This window comes from Nonlabens ulvanivorans (assembly GCF_032922765.1).
GTDB classification, from domain to species: Bacteria; Bacteroidota; Bacteroidia; order Flavobacteriales; family Flavobacteriaceae; genus Nonlabens; species Nonlabens ulvanivorans.
Map to the genome: position 1 here is coordinate 1,161,739 of NZ_CP136694.1, position 19,140 is coordinate 1,180,878.

Annotated in this window: 15 protein-coding genes; 14 read left to right on the plus strand and 1 reads right to left on the minus strand. The window is 34.7% G+C overall.

What is annotated here, in order from left to right:
* Positions 1 to 55: 55 nt before the first annotated feature.
* The 7 genes from R1T42_RS05335 (at position 56) to R1T42_RS05365 (ending at position 5,690) form a co-directional block, all read left to right on the plus strand.
* Positions 56 to 577 carry a hypothetical protein gene (locus R1T42_RS05335; RefSeq protein ID WP_317291579.1) on the plus strand — a complete coding sequence of 174 codons (522 nt, stop codon included), beginning with the start codon at positions 56 to 58 and terminating at the stop codon, positions 575 to 577.
* A 17-nt stretch (positions 578 to 594) separates the two neighbouring features.
* On the plus strand, positions 595 to 951 hold the full coding sequence (locus R1T42_RS05340) for a hypothetical protein (RefSeq protein ID WP_317291580.1): 357 nt from the start codon (positions 595 to 597) through the stop codon (positions 949 to 951).
* Positions 952 to 1,083: 132 nt separating this feature from the next.
* On the plus strand, positions 1,084 to 2,919 hold the full coding sequence (locus tag R1T42_RS05345) for an ABC transporter ATP-binding protein (RefSeq protein ID WP_317291581.1): 1,836 nt from the start codon (positions 1,084 to 1,086) through the stop codon (positions 2,917 to 2,919).
* A 15-nt stretch (positions 2,920 to 2,934) separates the two neighbouring features.
* Positions 2,935 to 3,162: a hypothetical protein gene (locus R1T42_RS05350; protein WP_317291582.1), complete on the plus strand. Its 228-nt coding sequence runs from the start codon at positions 2,935 to 2,937 to the stop codon at positions 3,160 to 3,162.
* Between the two features lie 326 nt (positions 3,163 to 3,488).
* Positions 3,489 to 4,208, plus strand: a complete 720-nt coding sequence (locus tag R1T42_RS05355; RefSeq protein WP_317291583.1) for a 3-ketoacyl-ACP reductase — start codon at positions 3,489 to 3,491, stop codon at positions 4,206 to 4,208.
* 23 nt (positions 4,209 to 4,231) lie between these two features.
* Complete coding sequence (locus R1T42_RS05360; RefSeq protein ID WP_317291584.1) at positions 4,232 to 4,825, plus strand: Crp/Fnr family transcriptional regulator; 594 nt, start codon at positions 4,232 to 4,234, stop codon at positions 4,823 to 4,825.
* A gap of 64 nt (positions 4,826 to 4,889) precedes the next feature.
* A complete protein-coding gene (locus R1T42_RS05365) occupies positions 4,890 to 5,690 on the plus strand; it encodes a type 1 glutamine amidotransferase domain-containing protein (RefSeq protein WP_317291585.1) in 801 nt (266 codons plus the stop codon).
* A gap of 98 nt (positions 5,691 to 5,788) precedes the next feature.
* Here R1T42_RS05365 and R1T42_RS05370 read toward each other — a convergent pair whose 3' ends face one another.
* Positions 5,789 to 6,844 carry a hypothetical protein gene (locus tag R1T42_RS05370; protein WP_317291586.1) on the minus strand — a complete coding sequence of 352 codons (1,056 nt, stop codon included), beginning with the start codon at positions 6,842 to 6,844 and terminating at the stop codon, positions 5,789 to 5,791.
* A 71-nt stretch (positions 6,845 to 6,915) separates the two neighbouring features.
* Between R1T42_RS05370 and R1T42_RS05375 the strand changes: the two genes are divergently transcribed.
* The 7 genes from R1T42_RS05375 to R1T42_RS05405 all read left to right on the plus strand — a co-directional run bounded on the left by R1T42_RS05375 (position 6,916) and on the right by R1T42_RS05405 (position 19,140).
* Positions 6,916 to 7,812 (plus strand): ABC transporter ATP-binding protein, encoded by an 897-nt coding sequence (locus tag R1T42_RS05375; protein WP_317291587.1) that lies wholly within the window; start codon positions 6,916 to 6,918, stop codon positions 7,810 to 7,812.
* A gap of 2 nt (positions 7,813 to 7,814) precedes the next feature.
* The gene (locus R1T42_RS05380; RefSeq protein ID WP_042289057.1) at positions 7,815 to 8,657 is read left to right on the plus strand and encodes an ABC transporter permease; all 843 of its coding nucleotides are present in this window, start codon (positions 7,815 to 7,817) and stop codon (positions 8,655 to 8,657) included.
* A gap of 50 nt (positions 8,658 to 8,707) precedes the next feature.
* A complete protein-coding gene (locus tag R1T42_RS05385) occupies positions 8,708 to 11,977 on the plus strand; it encodes a T9SS type B sorting domain-containing protein (RefSeq protein WP_317291588.1) in 3,270 nt (1,089 codons plus the stop codon).
* Between the two features lie 30 nt (positions 11,978 to 12,007).
* Positions 12,008 to 14,056, plus strand: a complete 2,049-nt coding sequence (locus R1T42_RS05390; RefSeq protein ID WP_317291589.1) for a T9SS type B sorting domain-containing protein — start codon at positions 12,008 to 12,010, stop codon at positions 14,054 to 14,056.
* Between the two features lie 44 nt (positions 14,057 to 14,100).
* Complete coding sequence (locus tag R1T42_RS05395; RefSeq protein ID WP_317291590.1) at positions 14,101 to 17,010, plus strand: T9SS type B sorting domain-containing protein; 2,910 nt, start codon at positions 14,101 to 14,103, stop codon at positions 17,008 to 17,010.
* Positions 17,011 to 17,079: 69 nt separating this feature from the next.
* Positions 17,080 to 18,561: a T9SS type A sorting domain-containing protein gene (locus R1T42_RS05400; protein WP_317291591.1), complete on the plus strand. Its 1,482-nt coding sequence runs from the start codon at positions 17,080 to 17,082 to the stop codon at positions 18,559 to 18,561.
* A 123-nt stretch (positions 18,562 to 18,684) separates the two neighbouring features.
* A complete protein-coding gene (locus R1T42_RS05405) occupies positions 18,685 to 19,140 on the plus strand; it encodes a MarR family winged helix-turn-helix transcriptional regulator (RefSeq protein WP_036584968.1) in 456 nt (151 codons plus the stop codon).

Sequence of the window (19,140 nt, forward strand, 5' to 3'; positions counted from 1 at the left end):
GTACAATAGGCAGGAACAAGCTTAAAGTTTTATATTTAAACTTTGATTTTACTCCATGAAAAACATCACCACAACCCTACTTCTACTTTTATTTTTCCAATTGAGTACCGCGCAGAATGAAACGGTAAACTTAATGAAGAAAAAAGCTTATGAATTAATTGAAGATATTAGTGATCGAGAAGCTTTTGGTTTATCGACTTATAAGAGTCATATGGTTTCATTAATTCTTTTAAATAAAGCTGCAGACTCACCAGATTTATTAATGTCTGATGAGGATAAAGAAATTATAAAAGCAGTGAGTAGAACTCGATATGCAGAACTACTTAAAGAAGACCACGACGGCATAAGAGACGCAGCACAGAAACTCAATATCAATTGGAAGAAAGTTGAATATGTGGATTTGCTCTATAAAACGCGAGCCATTTTTAAATTAGGGCAGCCAGGTTATGAAGGCTTACTAATTTTTAAAGATAAATCTCAAAAGGATGTACTCTTCACATTGCATGTAGACTTTATCATGTTGGGTACTGAGCCATACATCATTGAAATGGTGGATTTAAAAAAGGAAGAGAAATAATTAAAACATTTACTTAGATGAATAATGCAATCATAATTGCAATTACAATGGTGGTTACTCTAGCCATTGTGATTTTCTTCTTCTACTATTTATCAATAATAAAAAAGAGAGACGCTAAAACTATAGATGCTGACTGGCATCATTTTCAAAATGCTGTGAAGCATCATCGTATTCAGGCGATAGAGAAATATGGAACTCAACTAATCTGGAATGAGCACATAACGGTAGAACAAGTAAAAGAAATGTCTGCAGTGATGAAAAAGCTAGAAAAAAGCCATCCCGAATTGAATGAACTCAAACTAGTGATTTATAATAAGCGTAAAGATTGGAGTAAAAAATATCCTAGACATTATAGTGGTAATCCTTACATGTAAAGAAGCTCGGGTATTTAATATGATTTACTAGTAAAGTAGACGTTTTTTAAAGTTCTTAAGGATTGTTTAAAATACCTTTTCGCGTAAGCGAACTGTATAAATCGCTTTACCTTTACCTTATAAACAAATAACGTGGCGAGAAGAGCACCAGCATCCATAAAAGAACAAAGTAAAAAGGGAAAAACCTTCTCTTTTAGCGCATTAAAGACCTTACCTAGATTTTTTAAAGAAATTTGGCGTGCGAGTCCTAAATTATTTGTGACCAATTTTGTGGCAAGATTGCTTACAGCTATTAGTCCTGTAGCACTTTTGTGGGTCGGTAAATTAATCATCGACGAGGTGATTTTACAAATCTCACTGGATCAACAAGACCTGACGCAATTATGGACCTATGTAGGTATTGAACTAGGAATAGCTATTATAGCTGATTTATTGAATCGATTGATCAATTTAACGGACGGACTTATAGGTGATCTATATTCTAATGCTTCTTCAGAAAAAATCATTAGAAAAACTAATGAACTAACTCTAGAACAATTAGAAGATCCTGATTTTTATGATAAACTAGAGCGCGCAAGACAACAAACTAGTGGTCGTGTAGGATTGATGAGCGCCTCTTTAAGTCAGATACAAAGTATCATTTCTATAGGATCATTAATTGCTGGTTTAATTTACTTTGAGCCGTTGTTGATTATCCTATTAGTATTAAGTATCATACCATCATTTATAAATGAGGCAAAATACAGCTCTCACCGCTACTCTGTGGCACGCAGCTGGACGGCAGAACGTCGTGAACTGGACTATCTAAGGTTTATAGGAGCTAATAATCAAACCGCCAAAGAGGTCAAACTTTTTGGGCTAACCGATTATATCGCTGCACGCTTTAGAAAATTATCTGGTGATTATTATGAGATCAATAAAAAGCTATCCTTAAAGCAAAGCATTTACGGCTCTCTATTTAACGTCTTGGGAATATTATCTTATTATGGAGCTTATATTTTCATCATTTTTAAAGTGATTTCAGGTACCTTAAGTATTGGTGAATTAACGTTCTTATCTGGTTCGTTTAATAGACTGCGCAATAATTTACAAGGCTTCTTTTCAAGATTTACAGCCATTTCAGAAAGCTCTTTATATTTAAGAGATTACTTTGATTTTCTCGATATTGAGGTTATTGATGAAGCGACTGTCTACACTCCTATTCCTGCAGAAATAAAAGAAGGTTTTGAAATTAGAAACGTTCATTTTGGATATGCAGGTAGTGACTTAGAAGTCTTAAAAGGCATCAGTTTTAAAATTAGAGCTGGTGAGAAAATGGCATTTGTGGGACAAAATGGTGCAGGAAAAACTACCTTGATCAAATTGATTCTACGTTTCTATGAACCTACAAAAGGGGAAATTTTACTAGACGGAATCAATATTTCTAAATTTAATAAACAAGAGTATAGAAAACGTTTTGGAGTCATATTTCAAGATTTTTTTAAGTATGAATTCAGCTTACGCGAAAACATTGCTGTCGGAAACATTGGTGAATTAACTAACGATCCTATGATACACGACGCAGCAGATCGCAGTCTCGCTAACCAAGTAGTCGAAGTTATGAAAGATGGAATCGATCAACAATTAGGTAGACGATTTGCAAAAGGGCAAGAACTAAGTGGCGGACAATGGCAAAAAGTAGCACTTGCTAGAGCGTATATGAAAGATGCAGATGTAATTGTACTCGATGAACCTACTAGCGCACTAGATGCACAAGCAGAATATGACGTGTTTGAACGTTTTATAGGACTTACTAAAGGTAAAACTAGCATCATCATCTCACATCGATTTTCTACTGTAAGAATGGCAGACAGAATATTGGTCCTTGAAAACGGTACAGTAGCAGAAATAGGAACGCATGAAGAACTTATGTCAGAACCTAAATTATATGAAAAGCTATTTAATTTACAAGCAGCAGGCTATCAATAAAAGTACTTTATAACAATGAACGAATTAGAACAATTAGGCAAACGTAGAACCATCTTAATTTCTATTAGTATTCTGTTAGTTTCTCTTCATACCATATATTTCTATCAATCTGCCTTACCAGAAATCGATACTTCAAAACTGATACAGCAAGGTATAAGGTTTATACTGACTGTGGTTTTATTAATTTTTGTATTTCAAGCAAAACAATGGGCCAGAATTATCGCTATTGTTCTTTTTTTTTAGCACTAATAGCTGCTACCATCGGACTTGTAGCTTTATCCGGTGCTTTTGTAAATAAAATCCCAATGCTAGTTATGATATTCATTTATGCTATCGCGATTTATCATTTATGATTTTCTGAAAGTTACAAGGCCTATTTTCAATATAAAAACCCAAGAAAATAATTATTAGACACTTGCCATTTATTCACAAATGATTAATATAAACAAGATCGCTATAACCATTCAAAATGCATAATTTAGCCATCCTAAAAGACATTCATTAACTCAAAATATGACACAACAACAGTTCATTTATTTTGATTATACTCATACTCTAAAACCAAATACATGCAAGATTTAACAGGTAAAAAAGCAATAATCACCGGTGGTAGTCGTGGCCTAGGAAAAGCGACCGCAATAGCATTTGCAAAAGAAGGAATAGAAATAGCCATTACAGGAAGAAATGAAGAAGCTCTTAAAGCTACTGTTTCTGAACTAGAACAGTTAGGAGTTAAAGCTACTTATGCCACATTTGATGTAGGCAATTATGAAGAAGTACAGGTTGGTATAAAATCGTTGATAGACACTTTAGGTTCTATAGATATATTAGTAAATAATGCCGGTATTGCAGCTTTTGGTACATTAAACGATATGCCTGTAGAACAATGGAGTCAGATTATACAAACTAATGTCATGGGTATGTATTATGTTACTAAAGAAGTATTACCACATCTTATTGAACAAAATCATGGAGAAATTATTAATGTATCTTCTACAGCAGGACTAAATGGTAATGCTAGCACATCAGCATATTCTGCATCAAAATTTGCTGTAATCGGAATGTCAGAATCGTTAATGAAAGAAGTACGTAAGAATAACATTAGAGTATGTACTCTTACACCTAGCACTATTGCATCTGATATGTCTATTGATTTAGGTATTGCTAGTAAAGACTCAGAAGACAGTGTTTTACAACCAGAAGATTTTGCAGAACTAATTGTTGCAGGACTTAAATTACCTAAAAGAGCGATGCTTAAAAGCGCTGCTTTATGGTCGACAAATCCATAGTAGCATTTTTAAATCATTTCATAATGTCCTCAACTCATACCATTATATCTCAAATTTTCAAAGACATTGTACTTTCTCAAAATGAAAGTCGAATAATTGAAGATAAAATGGAACGAATTGAATTAAAAAAAGGAAGCTCTTTACTTCAGGCGCAGGACACCGTTTATCATCAATATTATGTTGATCAAGGCTGTTTACGCACCTATTTTATAGATGCTGCTGGTAAAGAGCACACCATCCAATTTGCTATTAACGATTGGTGGATTAGTGATTATACGGCTTTTTTTAATACAGGTAAGGCTATTATGAATATAGAAACGATACAGGATACTACAGTTTATAAAATTTCAAGGTCTAACATGGATGCTTTACTGCTAGAGATACCACAATTGGAAACCTTTTTTAGAAAAAAAATGGAAGGAGCTTTTGCGAGTTTTCAAAAAAGGATTCTCGCTAGCCTTTCTCAAACTGCCAAAGAACGTTATCTATCTTTTATTACTACCTACCCTAATATTGAACAAAGCGTGAAAAACTATCACATTGCTTCTTTTCTAGGTATAACCACAGAGAGTTTAAGTAGAATAAGAAAAGAAATTGCACAAAACAGTGTTTCTTAACATACATCAATTTTTAAGGCTTCTATTCATCATAATTTTGTACTAACAATATCAATAATTATAAATGAATAAAATAACTTTAGTCTTTATCGCTACATTATTATTAAGCTCTTGCGGTTCAAAAACACAAGAGAAGGATAATCTAGTAGAAAATAAAAACATAACAGAAACAAAAAACACAGCTATGAAAAATGTATTATTTGTATTAACGAGTCACGATGAATTAGGCGACACTGGAGAAAAAACAGGTTTTTGGGTTGAAGAATTTGCTGCTCCTTATTACCTACTTACAGATAAAGGTGTTAACGTTACACTTGCATCACCTAAAGGTGGACAACCACCTATTGATCCTAAAAGTGAACAACCAGATTTTCAAACACCTTCCACAAAGAGGTACTATGAAGATCAAGAAACACAGGATAAGATTTCTAAAACAATTATATTAAGCGAGATTTCTCAAGCCGACTATGACGCGGTATTCTATCCTGGTGGTCACGGACCATTATGGGATCTTGCAGAAGATGAAAACTCTATCAAACTGATTGAGTCCTTCTACAATAACAATAAAATAGTTGCTGCCGTATGTCACGCACCAGCAATTTTTAAGAATACTAAAAATACAGACGGTTCTCCATTAGTAAAAGGTAAAAAAGTTACTGGCTTTACAAATGGTGAAGAAGATGCTGTACAGCTTACAGATGTGGTACCTTTTCTAGTAGAAGATATGTTGATAAGCAACGGTGGTATTTATTCTAAAAAAGACGACTGGAATCCTTATGCCGTTGAAGATGGTTTACTGATTACAGGTCAAAATCCTGCTTCATCAGAGCTTGTTGCAGAAAAGTTACTTGAGAGATTGAAATAATCCATAAATAAGTATATAAAAAAGCCCAAAGCTATTAAATAGCTCTGGGCTTTTTTTTACGCTTTCGCGAAAGCGTAATAACCACAATTTATTGCTATTTAAACCTTATGGACGTGTTCATAATTACGTTTCACAAAGTCTAAAACGTTTGCTAGCACAGATCCCATATTACGAGATCTTTTAAACTTCACATCTTTAGTAAATTCATGTAACTCGCGACCTAGTTGTTTTGTTTTTTCTGGTGTACTTACCTTATCTGCTCTCATGCATTTCATAAGACTGCGATAGCGGCTTTGTGTATTAATCAATCTCTTAGAAATCAAAGCACGCTCTTCTTTTTTATACTGATCGATACTTTGGTTTTTTAAACGATCGGTAACATTCTGAACCATCGGTAGATTCTCTTTAAAAAACTGAGGACGATAAACTTTTAATCTACCTTCATAACACTGTTGATCAAAGTCAATCGCTCGTATGGCATAACTAACACGATCAAAATCATGTGTAGGAATCACGACATAATTATAAGCTCGCATATCACCTAAAAGTCTGATAAAACAACGCTCATTAAATTTTACAAACTCTTTTGCAATTTGTGTAAGTTCAGACTCAGTACAATCTTTAATATAGTCTGCAATAAATTCATCACCTGGTATGCCGGCAATGTGCTCTTCAATGAGCGTATTATCATAAACTAAAAAGTTGATACGATGTGGTGATAAAAGGTGCTCTAACTCTAATCCATAAACACGCGACGCATCTGCTTTTTTTACATAGAAATATGTAAAACCATCATTTAAGATGTTTCTAATCTTAATACGGAATGGTTTTGTATTACCAAAGGTGCAATAATCAACAGCATCTACACTTAAATAATCTAGTAGATCATCGCTACCATCACTGTGTAAAATATCATAGACTTTTTTAAGAGCAGCATCTATAATATCACGCTCTGAGTCTGAGTAATAGCATCTTACCCATAAGGTATCTTCTTCATTTTTATCATAGACTGTAATACAGCCTTGAAACCTTAATAGATCATCATAAGACACTTGTATACTAGTTTGCCTATTATATCTTTTTAGATACGCATTAAGTGCTTGACTTACAGGATAAGTAGGTTTTTTACATGAAAGTAATTTTTCTTCTATCATAGATTTGTACCTTTTTACGGTAACAATTTTATTATTTTACAGTCATACATAATAACCAAAATAAATCGCTTGTGAAAACTATTCTAGAAATAAAAAACCTTTCTAAAAACTACAGCGGTCTCAAAGCTGTAGATAACGTAAGTTTTAAAATAGAAAAAGGTCATGTTTATGGTATCCTAGGTCCTAATGGTAGTGGAAAGTCAACTACTTTGGGTATGGTACTCAATGTTGTGAATCCTACTTCTGGTTCTTATGATTGGTTTGAAGGGACAACAACAAATCATGATGCACTTAAACGTATAGGAGCTATTATAGAACGACCTAATTTCTATCCTAGCATGACCGCTGTTCAAAACTTAGAACTGGTTTGTAAAATTAAAAATATTGCTAAAGATAAGATTGAAGAAAAGCTGGCTGTGGTAGATTTGCTAGCACGCAAGCATAGTCCATTCAGTACGTATTCTTTAGGTATGAAACAACGACTGGCTATTGCCAGTGCACTTTTAAATGATCCAGAAATTCTAATCCTAGATGAGCCTACTAATGGTCTAGATCCACAAGGTATACGTAAGATTAGAGATATTATTCAGGACATCGCAAAGTCAGGAACCACAATTCTACTAGCTTCTCACCTACTGGATGAAGTTGAGAAAGTATGTACACATGTTATCGTATTGCGACAGGGAAAAACTCTTTATTGTGGCGCGGTAGATGAAATGAATCATAATTATGGTGTGGTACATCTAGATGCTACAAATAGAGATGGTCTTTTTGAATTTTTAAAGGGGCAACCATATGCTGTTTCTGTTAAAGAGGAAATCGAAGGTTTTAAAGTAGTCCTTAATCAACCTGTTGATCTAGGTAAAATTAATGCTGCAGCTTTTGAAAAAAATATTTCTCTCAACAAGCTTTTCCTTAAAAAACAAAGCCTTGAAGATCAATTTATTCAACTTACTAACCACAACTAGCCATGAAAAGATTACTCGATATAGAATTCCATAAATTTAAATACAGTAAAAGCTCTAAAGTCCTTACTATAATCTATTTAGTCATCGTTATTTTATTAATGTTTACTGGATTAATTCAGGTGAATATCAATGGATTTAAAGGTAGCTTATCCGATTTAGGTATTTTTAATTTTCCATATATATGGCACTTAAGTACTTACATGGTAAGTTTCTTGAAAATTTTCATTGCGATAGTAATTGTTTCTCTTACTGCAAATGAATATAGTAATAGAACTTTAAAGCAAAATCTTATTGATGGACTAAGCAAGAAAGAATTGATACTATCAAAATTATATCTAGCGATTACACTTGCACTACTTACTACAATGATTGTATTTATTGCATCTTTAATATTAGGTTTATTTCATTCTGACTATCTAGAGATTGGAATAATTTTTTCTAAAATGGAGTATCTACCTGCATTTTTCATTAGTCATTTAATGTTCTTCTGTTTTTGCCTATTTGCAGGTGTATTAGTAAAACGCAGTGCATTTGCCTTAGGATTGATAGGTGTATGGTGGATTTTCGAGCTGGTTATCAGGGGAATAAGCTCTTTCATTGATTTTAAATATGAAGTCGATACTTGGAATGTTATTCAACATATTTTACCATTAGAATCCGCTAGTTTATTGATAAAAGAGCCTTTTACAAAAATATCAATTGTACAAGGAGGAATTGAACAAATAACTCAAGGTGAATACATTAAGGATTACGGTGTAAGTTTTATAAACGTAGCAGTGTCCATGGTTTGGAGCTTTTTGTTTATTTTTTGGTCTTATAAAATCTTAAAACGTAGAGATCTATAATTAGCATAAAATTGTGATATGTATGTATTATTTTCGCAACTATGATTTTTATGAAAAAGAAAATAGTTGCGATAGTAATTTTACTAATAGTCGCTGCATCTCAATTATCAACGGCTCAATTAGAAGCCTCTAATTGGTATTTTGGGTTTAATGCTGGTATCACCTTTGATCCAGTAACTGGAGCTGTAACACCTGTTACAAATGGACAACTAGATACTTTTGAAGGTTGTGCATCAATCTCTGATTCGAGTGGAAACCTTCTTTTTTATACGGATGGAATTACTGTATTTGACAGAAATCATTTGATCATGCAAAATGGTCAAGGATTGCGCGGTAATCCATCAAGTACACAAAGTGCTATTATTATACCTAAACCTCAAGATCCAGACATTTACTACATATTTACTGTAGATACCGCTGCAACTGGTGGTCAGGATAGTGGTTTACACTGGTATGAAGTAGATATGACCGCAAACCTCAATCAAGGTGCTGTGGTTTCTAGTATTACAAATCCTAATAATTTAATTAATACATGTTCTGAAAAAATTACCGCTATTAATCATGGAGTTAATGATGAAATATTAGTCACGGCTCTTGCAGAATTTAATGGGATAGGTACAGCTTTTGATACCTTTTACACATTCACCGTTAGTCCTACAGGCATAGATCCCGTACCGGTTAAATCTCAAGTAGCTACAACTATCAATAATGGTGGACGACGTGGTAATTTAAAAATATCCCCAGATGGTCAGTACATGGTTTCTTGTAATATGGGGACGGGTAGTTTTTTATATGATTATGACCAATTGACTGGAATTGTTAGTAATGAAAGACAACTCCAATTCACAGGTCAAAATAGGAGTGGTTATGGTGTAGAGTTTTCTCCAGATAGTAGTCTTCTCTATGTTTCGGCATCAAATGATGCAAATAGTAACGATCCTGCAGCACATTCTTCTACTCTATTTCAATTTGATATGACTAGTCCTAATCCTGAGTCATCAACCGTTGTTATAGATACAAGGGCAGGATATAGAGGTTCTTTGCAGTTAGGAATTGATAAAAAGATTTATAGAGCATTATCTGATACTTATAACGATGGTCGTAGCTTTTTAGGTGTGATCAATAACCCCAACGTTGCAGGTCAAGGTTGTAACTATGTCCATGATGCAATTCCTCTAGCAGGAAGATTATCTGCCCAAGGTTTACCACCGTTTATACAAAGTTTCTTTGCTTTAATAGATGTAGAGTTTACCTGTTTAGGTGATAACACAACTTTTGAATTTGATTCAGACACACCACCTACTTTAGTAGATTGGGACTTTGGCGATGGAACGAACTCTTCTGTTGAAAGTCCTACACATGTTTATGCAGCGCCTGGTATTTATAATGTAGTACTTACTTTAACCATTAACGGTTCTGTGCGAACCTATCGTAAAAGTGTTCAAATTTTTGATACACCAATTGCAAATGCAGCAATTGATGTTAATGTTTGTGATATTAACAATGATGGTACAGAATCCTTTGATCTAACAGCAACTGCCACTCCACAAATATTAGGAGCTCAAGATGCCACCATCTTTAATGTTGAATACTATTCATCACAGGCAGATGCTGATAATGGTGCAAATCCAATATCGCTACCTTATATAGCAACAACATTGACACAAACATTATTTGCTCGTGTGAGTAATAATAATAACGAAGACTGTTATGACACGACTAGTTTTGATATTGAGATTTTTACGCAACCAGTTGCAAATGCTGTCAATAACCTAGAAGTATGTGATGATGACTTTGACGGTTTCCAAACCTTTGATTTAAGCCTTCAAACACCAGTAATTTTAGATAGTCAATCAACTACAGATTTTACAGTCAGCTACCATGCGTCTCAAGCAGATGCTGATTCTGGCAACAGTCCTCTAGCAACAAATTATACAAATGCTACTGCGTTTAATGAGAATATATTTGCTAGAGTGGTTAATATTAATGAAGCTAGCTGTGTCGACACCACCAGTTTTGATTTAATCGTTAATCCTAAACCAGTCGCAAACGATACTAATGCATTTCAGTGTGATGAGGATGGTACCTTAGATAGTAGAACTATATTTAATTTATCTGAATTTGATGACACTATAACATCTAGCGCAACTGGTGTTACCGTAACCTATCATATCAATCAGAATGATGCAGATAATAATATGTCGCCTTTAGACAATACTAGTTATACTAACACAACACCATTACAGACTGTTTATGCACGAGTTACAGATGATACTACTAACTGCTATACCACATCTCTAGTTACTTTATCTGTTAGTGCAAGTGATGCACAAGACACCATTCTTATAGGTTGTGATGATGATGGCCTTGCAGATGGTATTACCACATTTAACCTTAGTGATGCAGATAGTTCTGTATTAATAACAGCTCCTTCAAATGTAACCTTGAATTATTATGCAAGTTTAAACGATGCATTGACAGAACAAAATGTGTTACCAATCACTTATGATAATACAACTCCAAATAGTCAAATTATATTTGCAAGAGCAGAGTCACCTGATGGAAACTGTTTTGGTATTAGTGAAGTAGAACTTGTAGTTAACGATTTACCCGTTATTGAACCAATAGAGCTTATCGATTACTGTGGAAATAATCCACAACCACTTACTATTGATGCAGGTATCATAACAGGTTCTCCATCTGATTATACTTACTTATGGAGCACATCAGAAAATACATTTAGTATACAAGTAACTACTGGTGGTGATTATACAGTAGCAGTTACTGATACAAATGGATGTACTAGTAACAGAACAGTCACGGTAATTATAAGCGAGACCGCAACTATAGATAATATTGACGTCATACATGCAGGTACCTCGAGTAACGGAACAGCAACCGCTAATGTGAGTGGTTTAGGCAATTATGAATATCGAGTAAGTCTAGAAGAACCATTCCAAGACAGTCCTATATTTGATGATCTTACACCAGGTTTTTACACCTTATATGTAAGAGATAAAAATGGTTGTGGTACAGTACAACAAGAATTTAGTGTCATAGGATATCCTCGTTACTTCACGCCTAATAATGATAATTATCACGATTACTGGCAGTTGATAGGTACTTCATTCATGTTTGAGCCAGGCGCACAGATTTTTATATTTGATCGCTACGGTAAGCTATTAAAACAAATCGCAGCAGATGGTGTAGGATGGGATGGTACTTATAATGGTAATCCTATGCCTTCTAGTGATTACTGGTTCACTGCAACTTTAATGGATGGAACGACCTTTTCCTCACATTTCACTTTAAAAAGATAAAATCAAATTGCCTATTTTTACTTCTTGGCAATGAGATATATTTTAATAGGTTTTATAATTTTTTGTTCCGCTTTCGCGAAAGCGCAACTAGAATCATCCCAGTGGTACTTTGGAGTTACTGCTGGAATCGACTTCTCGTCTGGTACCGCTACGGCTACCGGCGTAGGACAATTAGTTACTGGAGAAGGTTGTGCTACAATTTCTGATGATTTAGGAAATTTACTATTCTATACAGATGGATCGTTAGTATTCGATTCCACACACACATTAATGCCTAATGGTACAGGACTATTAGGTGATTCTTCAAGTACGTCTAGTGCGATCATCGTTCCACAACCTGGTAATGATGATTTATATTATATTTTTACGGTAGACACTAGCGATCAACAATATCGCATGAATGTAGGTTTCCACTACTCTATTGTGGATATGTCTTTGAATGGAGGAACTGGTGATATTGTCCCCACACAAAAAAACATTAATCTTTTACCTCTAACTTCAGAAAAACTGACTGCAATATCCAATGCAACAGGCGATGGGTTTTGGGTTCTTACACAGTTTGAAGACACCTACTATGCTTATGAAATTACGGCAGCTGGTCTCAACCTAGCACCAGTAACAAGTATTGTTGGACCAACTATAGAATTGATCTCTACTCCTATTACTAACGTAGATGTCGCAGCAATGCGAGGATACATTAAACTCAATGCTCGAGGAGATAAATTAGTCGCAGCTCATTTTTCAAACAACACTACGGCCGAATTTTCTGGAATCACTAATGTGCTAGAAGCGCGTAGTCTTGCTTATGCACAAGGTGGCGAGTTATATTTATATGATTTTGATAATGCGACCGGCGTGGTTTCTAATCCACAACCATTAATGACTCGAGCAGATGGTGCAAGCTTTTATGGAGTAGAATTTTCTGGTAATGGAAGATATCTTTATGCTGAGGCTGACTATATGTTACCATCTACAACAGTCATATATGAATTTTTAAGAGGAGAGATTTTACAATATGACCTAACAGCAGCAAATATTGTCGCCAGTAAAACTGTAGTCCATACAGATATGATAACTCCTTTTAGAGGTGCGTTACAGTTAGGTCTAGACAACAGGATTTATCATTCCCGAATTAATGAAAGTTTTTTAAGTGTCATTAATAATCCTGATGATAACGGTACAGCATCTAATTATATCTATAATGACTTTGCTTTAACTAATGGAGCACAAGCGATTTATGGGCTACCTATTTTTGTTCAATCATTTTTATTAAATGGAGATATAAATGCAGTAGACCATTGTTTTGGAGAATCTCAAGCATTTACTTTTAATACAAGTGCACAAGTTGAAAGTATATTATGGGACTTTGGTGATATAAACAGTTCTAATAACATCTCGATGGATTTAAATCCTAGTCATATTTTTAGTGCTCCAGGAACTTATACGGTCACAGCAAATGTTGAAACACTTGTATCCAGCTTTACAGAGACTATAGAAATTACAGTATTTGAACCAGCTATTATCGATGCAGTTCCTATGGATATCGAGTTATGTGATGAAGGTTTTGATACGGCAAGTTTTAATTTATCGATTATAGAATCACAGGTCAGTTCTACCTCAAACCAATCAGTCTCCATTCACGAGACTGATGAAGAAGCTAGACTAAATATTAATTCAATTAGCACAAATCTACCTTATCAAAATATAAGTTCTCCGCAAACATTGTATGTAAGAGTAAGTAATACATATTGTTATGACATCACTTCTTTTAACATCAACGTAAAAAACTGCCCTGTTGAAGTGTTCAATGTCCTTACACCTGACGATGATGGGATAAATGATACGTTCATCGTTTCTGGATTAAGAGACGTATATGATAAACATAAAATTTTTATATTTACCAGATATGGTATGAAAATTTGGGAAGGTGACAATAATACATCTTCTTGGGACGGAACCAGTAACCGTGGACTAGCGCATAAAAAAGGCAAAAGACTACCAACTGGAACTTATTTTTATATTATAGAATTTAACGAGCCTGGTTTAAAACCCATTGCTGGATATGTTTATTTAAATTAGAAAACTAACAACCCTAAATAACTCTACTCCTAATCAAGTACATTATGAAAAAAGCAATACTCTTATTACTGACATTAGTAATTTCATTTAGCGTCACAGCTCAAGAAGAATCATCCTGGTGGATTTTTGGAGATGGTGCTGGTGTTGAATTTAATCCAAACCCACAGAATAGATCAAGTGATCCTGCCGTTACAACTTCTGGTTACGATACTGATGAAGGTGTAGCATCTATCTCTGATGAAATGGGAAACCTTTTATTTTTCACAGATGGTTCAACCGTTTGGAATCGTAATGGTGTTGCTATGCCTAACGGGACAGGATTAGATGGTAACTTTTCCTCTACACAATCTGCTATCGTTATCAAAGCACCAGAAACAGCTGGTGTTTATTTTGTAGCGACCGTAGGTGCTGGAAATACCTCACCTCTTTCTTATTCTAGAATTGAGATGGCTCTTAATGGTGGGCTAGGCGACGTTGTACCAGGTGTTAAGAATGTAACTCTACTTGCTGCTTGTGCTGAGAAAGTAGCTGCTACGATTCAAACAGGTACTAACAACGCTTATATTATGACTTTTGGTAGATCTAACGCAACTAGTGTTTCTACAGGTTCTGGTGATAACAATGCCTTATTTGCTTGGGAAGTAAGAGGTATCGCTGGTCCTAACGTATCATTTGTACTACCGGCTCCTATTGCACAATCTGCAAATGGTGGTTTGCCATATTTTTCTACTCCACTAGCTGCAACCAATGGAGACCGTGGTATGTTAAGAGTTTCACCTGACGGAACTAAACTGGCTATAGGAACTCAAAACTTAACAAATCAAGGTTTATTCTTATATGACTTTAATCCTGGTAACGGTCAATTCAGTGGTGCCGGGCTACAATTAGATAATGGTCCTGTTTATGGTGTAGAATTTTCTGCTTCTTCACAGTATCTTTATCATGATTTAAGTAGTAATTATAGTCCGACAGGTGGATCAAATAAAAGGCTAGTACAATACGACCTTTGTGATCAAGCAAATATTGTATCTTCAAGAAATGAATTTGCAAATGTTCCAGAATCTAGAGGAACATTACAACTAGGTAGAGATGGAGAAATTTATGTAGCTCGTTTTGATCAAAGTTTTTTAGGTAGGATTGAAAATTCAGAAACTGCTACTCCTACTTATAATACGACTGCTGTTGACATTTCTCCAGGAGTAGGTAAACAAGGACTTCCTGTATTTGTTCAATCTAGTTTTGCTAGTTCGTTTACCGTAAATGATCAATGTCAAGGTGATGCTACAGAATTTATACTTGCTTGTTTACCTCAGGTTGCGGCATCGAATTGGGATTTTGGTGATGGTAATACACGAATGGTTACTGGTCCTGGTATTGTGACTAATACCTATGCAACAGCAGGAACTTATACTGTTTCTGTAAACGTAACAAATGTATCTGGAGATGTTAGAGATTTTACTCAAGATATTACGATTTATGAAAACGGAATTGTAGATCCAGTAGATGTTACTCTATTAGATTACTGTGATGATGACAATTCTGGTGATGAAATCGTTGATTTATCTCAATTTACCTTAGACGTGCTGGGCGCTCAAGACGCAGCTACTTTTAATATTTCTTACTATGCAAACTCTGTTGATGCAGATGCTGGTCAGAATCCATTACCATTAAATTACAATGCCACTTTAGGCTCTAATACTATTTGGGTACGCATTGAAAACAACACATCACCTATTAATGATGGTTGTTCTGCAATCGGTTCTTTCGTATTAACTGTGAGTACGGTACCAACAGTAAGTAACATTCCAGATTATGAGGTTTGTGATGATGCAAGTCAGGACGGAATTGAAGATTTTGACTTAGCTAGTTTCTTACCTACTATAGCAACACAAGCTGGTGATCCAGTAGATGTAGACTATACAATTCATGAGTCACAAGCTGATGCAGATATGAATATGGGAGCTATCGATACAACAGTTCCTTATACTAATACGACTTCTCCACAAGTTCTTTATGTAAGACTTCAAAACATTAATGATATAGATTGTTATGGAACTGCTCCATTTAACCTAGTAATTTTAGGAGCACCTACATTAGGTACAGTTGCTAATATTGAAGTTTGTGATGATGCTCCATTAGATGGAAGTTCTGATTTCACATTATCAGACCAAGACGCAACCGTTGCAAATGGCTCTTCCGGTACGGTAACCTACCACGCAACTCAAGCAGACGCTGAAAGTGGTGCCGCAGCACTTCCTAATGTATATACTGTAAGTGGTACTGAAACCATTTATGCAAGATTTGTAAATGACGCAGGTTGTGCTGGAACGACTAGTTTTGACATTACTGTACAAGCGGCTCCTGCTATAGGAAATGCTCCAGACTTAACAAATATCTGTGACGCTACTGTAGATCTTAATCAAAATCTTTTTGAATTATCTGTTCAAGATGCGGCAGTATTAAATGGACTTAACCCAGCAGACTATACTATAAGTTATTATACAACTGATAGTGATGCACAAAACGCAACAAATGAATTACCATTAAGCTATACAGTGCCGTTCCAATCAGGAGTTACAACTGATTTGTTATTTGCTAGATTAGAAAATAATACAACAGGATGTTTCAACACATCTCAGTTCACTATCATTTTTGAACGTTGTGAAATTGTTTTCCCAGAAGGTTTCTCTCCTAATAATGATGGTATCAATGATACATTCTCTATTCCTGGACTTGCAGAGCAATACAATAACTTTAATCTTCAGATTTTTAATCGTAATGGTTCTGTAGTTTATGAAACGAGCGCAAGCAACTATGAAGAATTTGCAGGAATCCCTAATAAAGGAGCTCTTGCTGGTGACGGTTTACTACCAGTAGGAACTTACTTCTATGTAATTCAATATAATGATCAAGATGAAAAAGACACAGCTAGTTGGGTTTATATCAACTACTAGTCTTTAAATTATTAAGTACAAAATCCCAGTTAACCGCTGGGATTTTTTATTTTTAATCAAATTCTTACAATGAAAAATTTTATAACTTTTTTTGTTTTATTCATTTCGTTCTTTTCATTTTCACAAAAAGAAAGCGCTTGGTGGGTTTTTGGCGACGGAGCAGCCATTGAATTTACAGATACAGGAATTCAAAATAGATCCAATAATACTAATATCGTAACGTCTAATTTTAATACTGATGAAGGTTGTTCTTCAATAAGTGATTCTCAAGGTAATTTATTGTTTTTTACAGATGGCAGTTCTATTTTTGACAGGAATGGATCAATAATGCCTAATGGTAGCGGGCTTACCGGTAATACTTCTTCTACACAATCTGCCATGATTGTTGAAGCACCGCATGGTAATGGTGTTTATTTTATCTTTACAGTAGGTGGATCCGGTAATGGTCCATTAGCTTATAGTAGGCTAGAAATGCAATTAAATAGCGGCCTAGGTGACATAGTTCCAGGTGTGAAAAATATTGTATTACTTAACTCCTGTAGTGAAAAATTAAGCGGTATTAAAAAACAAAATAGTAATAATGTATATATTACTACTTTTGCAGAGAACGATGTGACACCAACTCAAAGTGGAACTGGAGATTTTAATTCATTATACACTTATGAGATAATAGATGTAGGAACAAATTCCTATGTGAGCCCTACTGCAGTGCCTCAAATCAACAATTCAAATAGTAATAGATTTGAATCTACAATATTTGCAACTTCCAGAGATCGAGGTCAACTTAAATTCAGTCCTAACGGAAACTATGTTGCCTTAGCTAATCAAGGGTTTTCTTCAACTTCGAGCACTGACCATGGTGCATATTTATTAAAATTTGACAATGTTAATGGTCAATTTATTGGACCTATTTTGACATTAGAAAATCAGGGATGTTATGGACTTGAATTTTCTATAGACTCTAACTACCTTTATTATGATATTAGTGAAGCCTTCTCTCCTGCTTCTACTACTACACGGACTATAATCCAATATGACATTAGTGATCCTAGTAATATTTTGAACACAAGAAATGTAATTTCTTTTGAATCCTCATTTGCGGCAAGAGGTTCTTTACAGCTAGGAATGGATGGAGAAATTTATTCTGTAGAATTAAACAATTCTTTTATAGGTCGCATTAACAATAGTAGAACAGCTGCTGCCAGCTATACTAAACAATTTTTTAATATTTCTCCAGGACTGGCTCAACAAGGATTACCGAATATCTTACCTAGCACCATTCTATCCAATTATACGTTGAGTAATCAAACGGTGAATACTTCTGAAATCCAGATATTTCCAAACCCTACTTCAGATTATTTAGGAATTACGGCAAGTGAGGAGCTAGAATCTGTTGAGATTTTTAATATGGATGGGAAATCTGTTTTATCAAAATCATTACAAACAAATAGCGCTCACATTGACCTTACCGACCTTTTCCCTGGACTACACATTGTTAAGGTGCACAATCTAACTGGTAGTACTCAAGTATTTAAAGTAATTAAGAAGTAAGTTATTTACCTTTCGCGAAAGCGTAATTATAACTATCTTCATATCACGAAAACGTTGTAAAATTTATCATTTTATTATGCATGCATAGTATTTATTTACTATCTTTGGATGTAAGATTATTAGATGAGAGATAAAACAATAGATTATATACTAAGAGCGACATGGATGTCCATCTCTAAAATGTATAATGAACAAGCCGCTGTTAAAGGTAGCACTATGGCTACCGGATTTGCGCTCATAAGCATTGACCCTATAGAAGGTACACCTAGTACTGCTCTTGGACCTAAAATGGGAATGGAAGCTACTTCCCTATCTCGTACTTTAAAGACCATGGAGGAAAAAGGTCTTATCTCAAGAAGAAAAAATCCAGAAGATGGACGCAGCGTATTAATTCATTTAACAGACTTTGGTAAAGAAATGAGAGACTTCTCTAAAAACGTCGTAAAATCATTTGATACCGTAGTAAAACAAAATATCGAAGCCGAAAAATTAAATACCTTTTTAGAAGTTGCTTATCAAATCAACGATCTAGTAGGTCAAAAAAATATTTTTAAACAAGAAGCCATAGCTGATAAATAA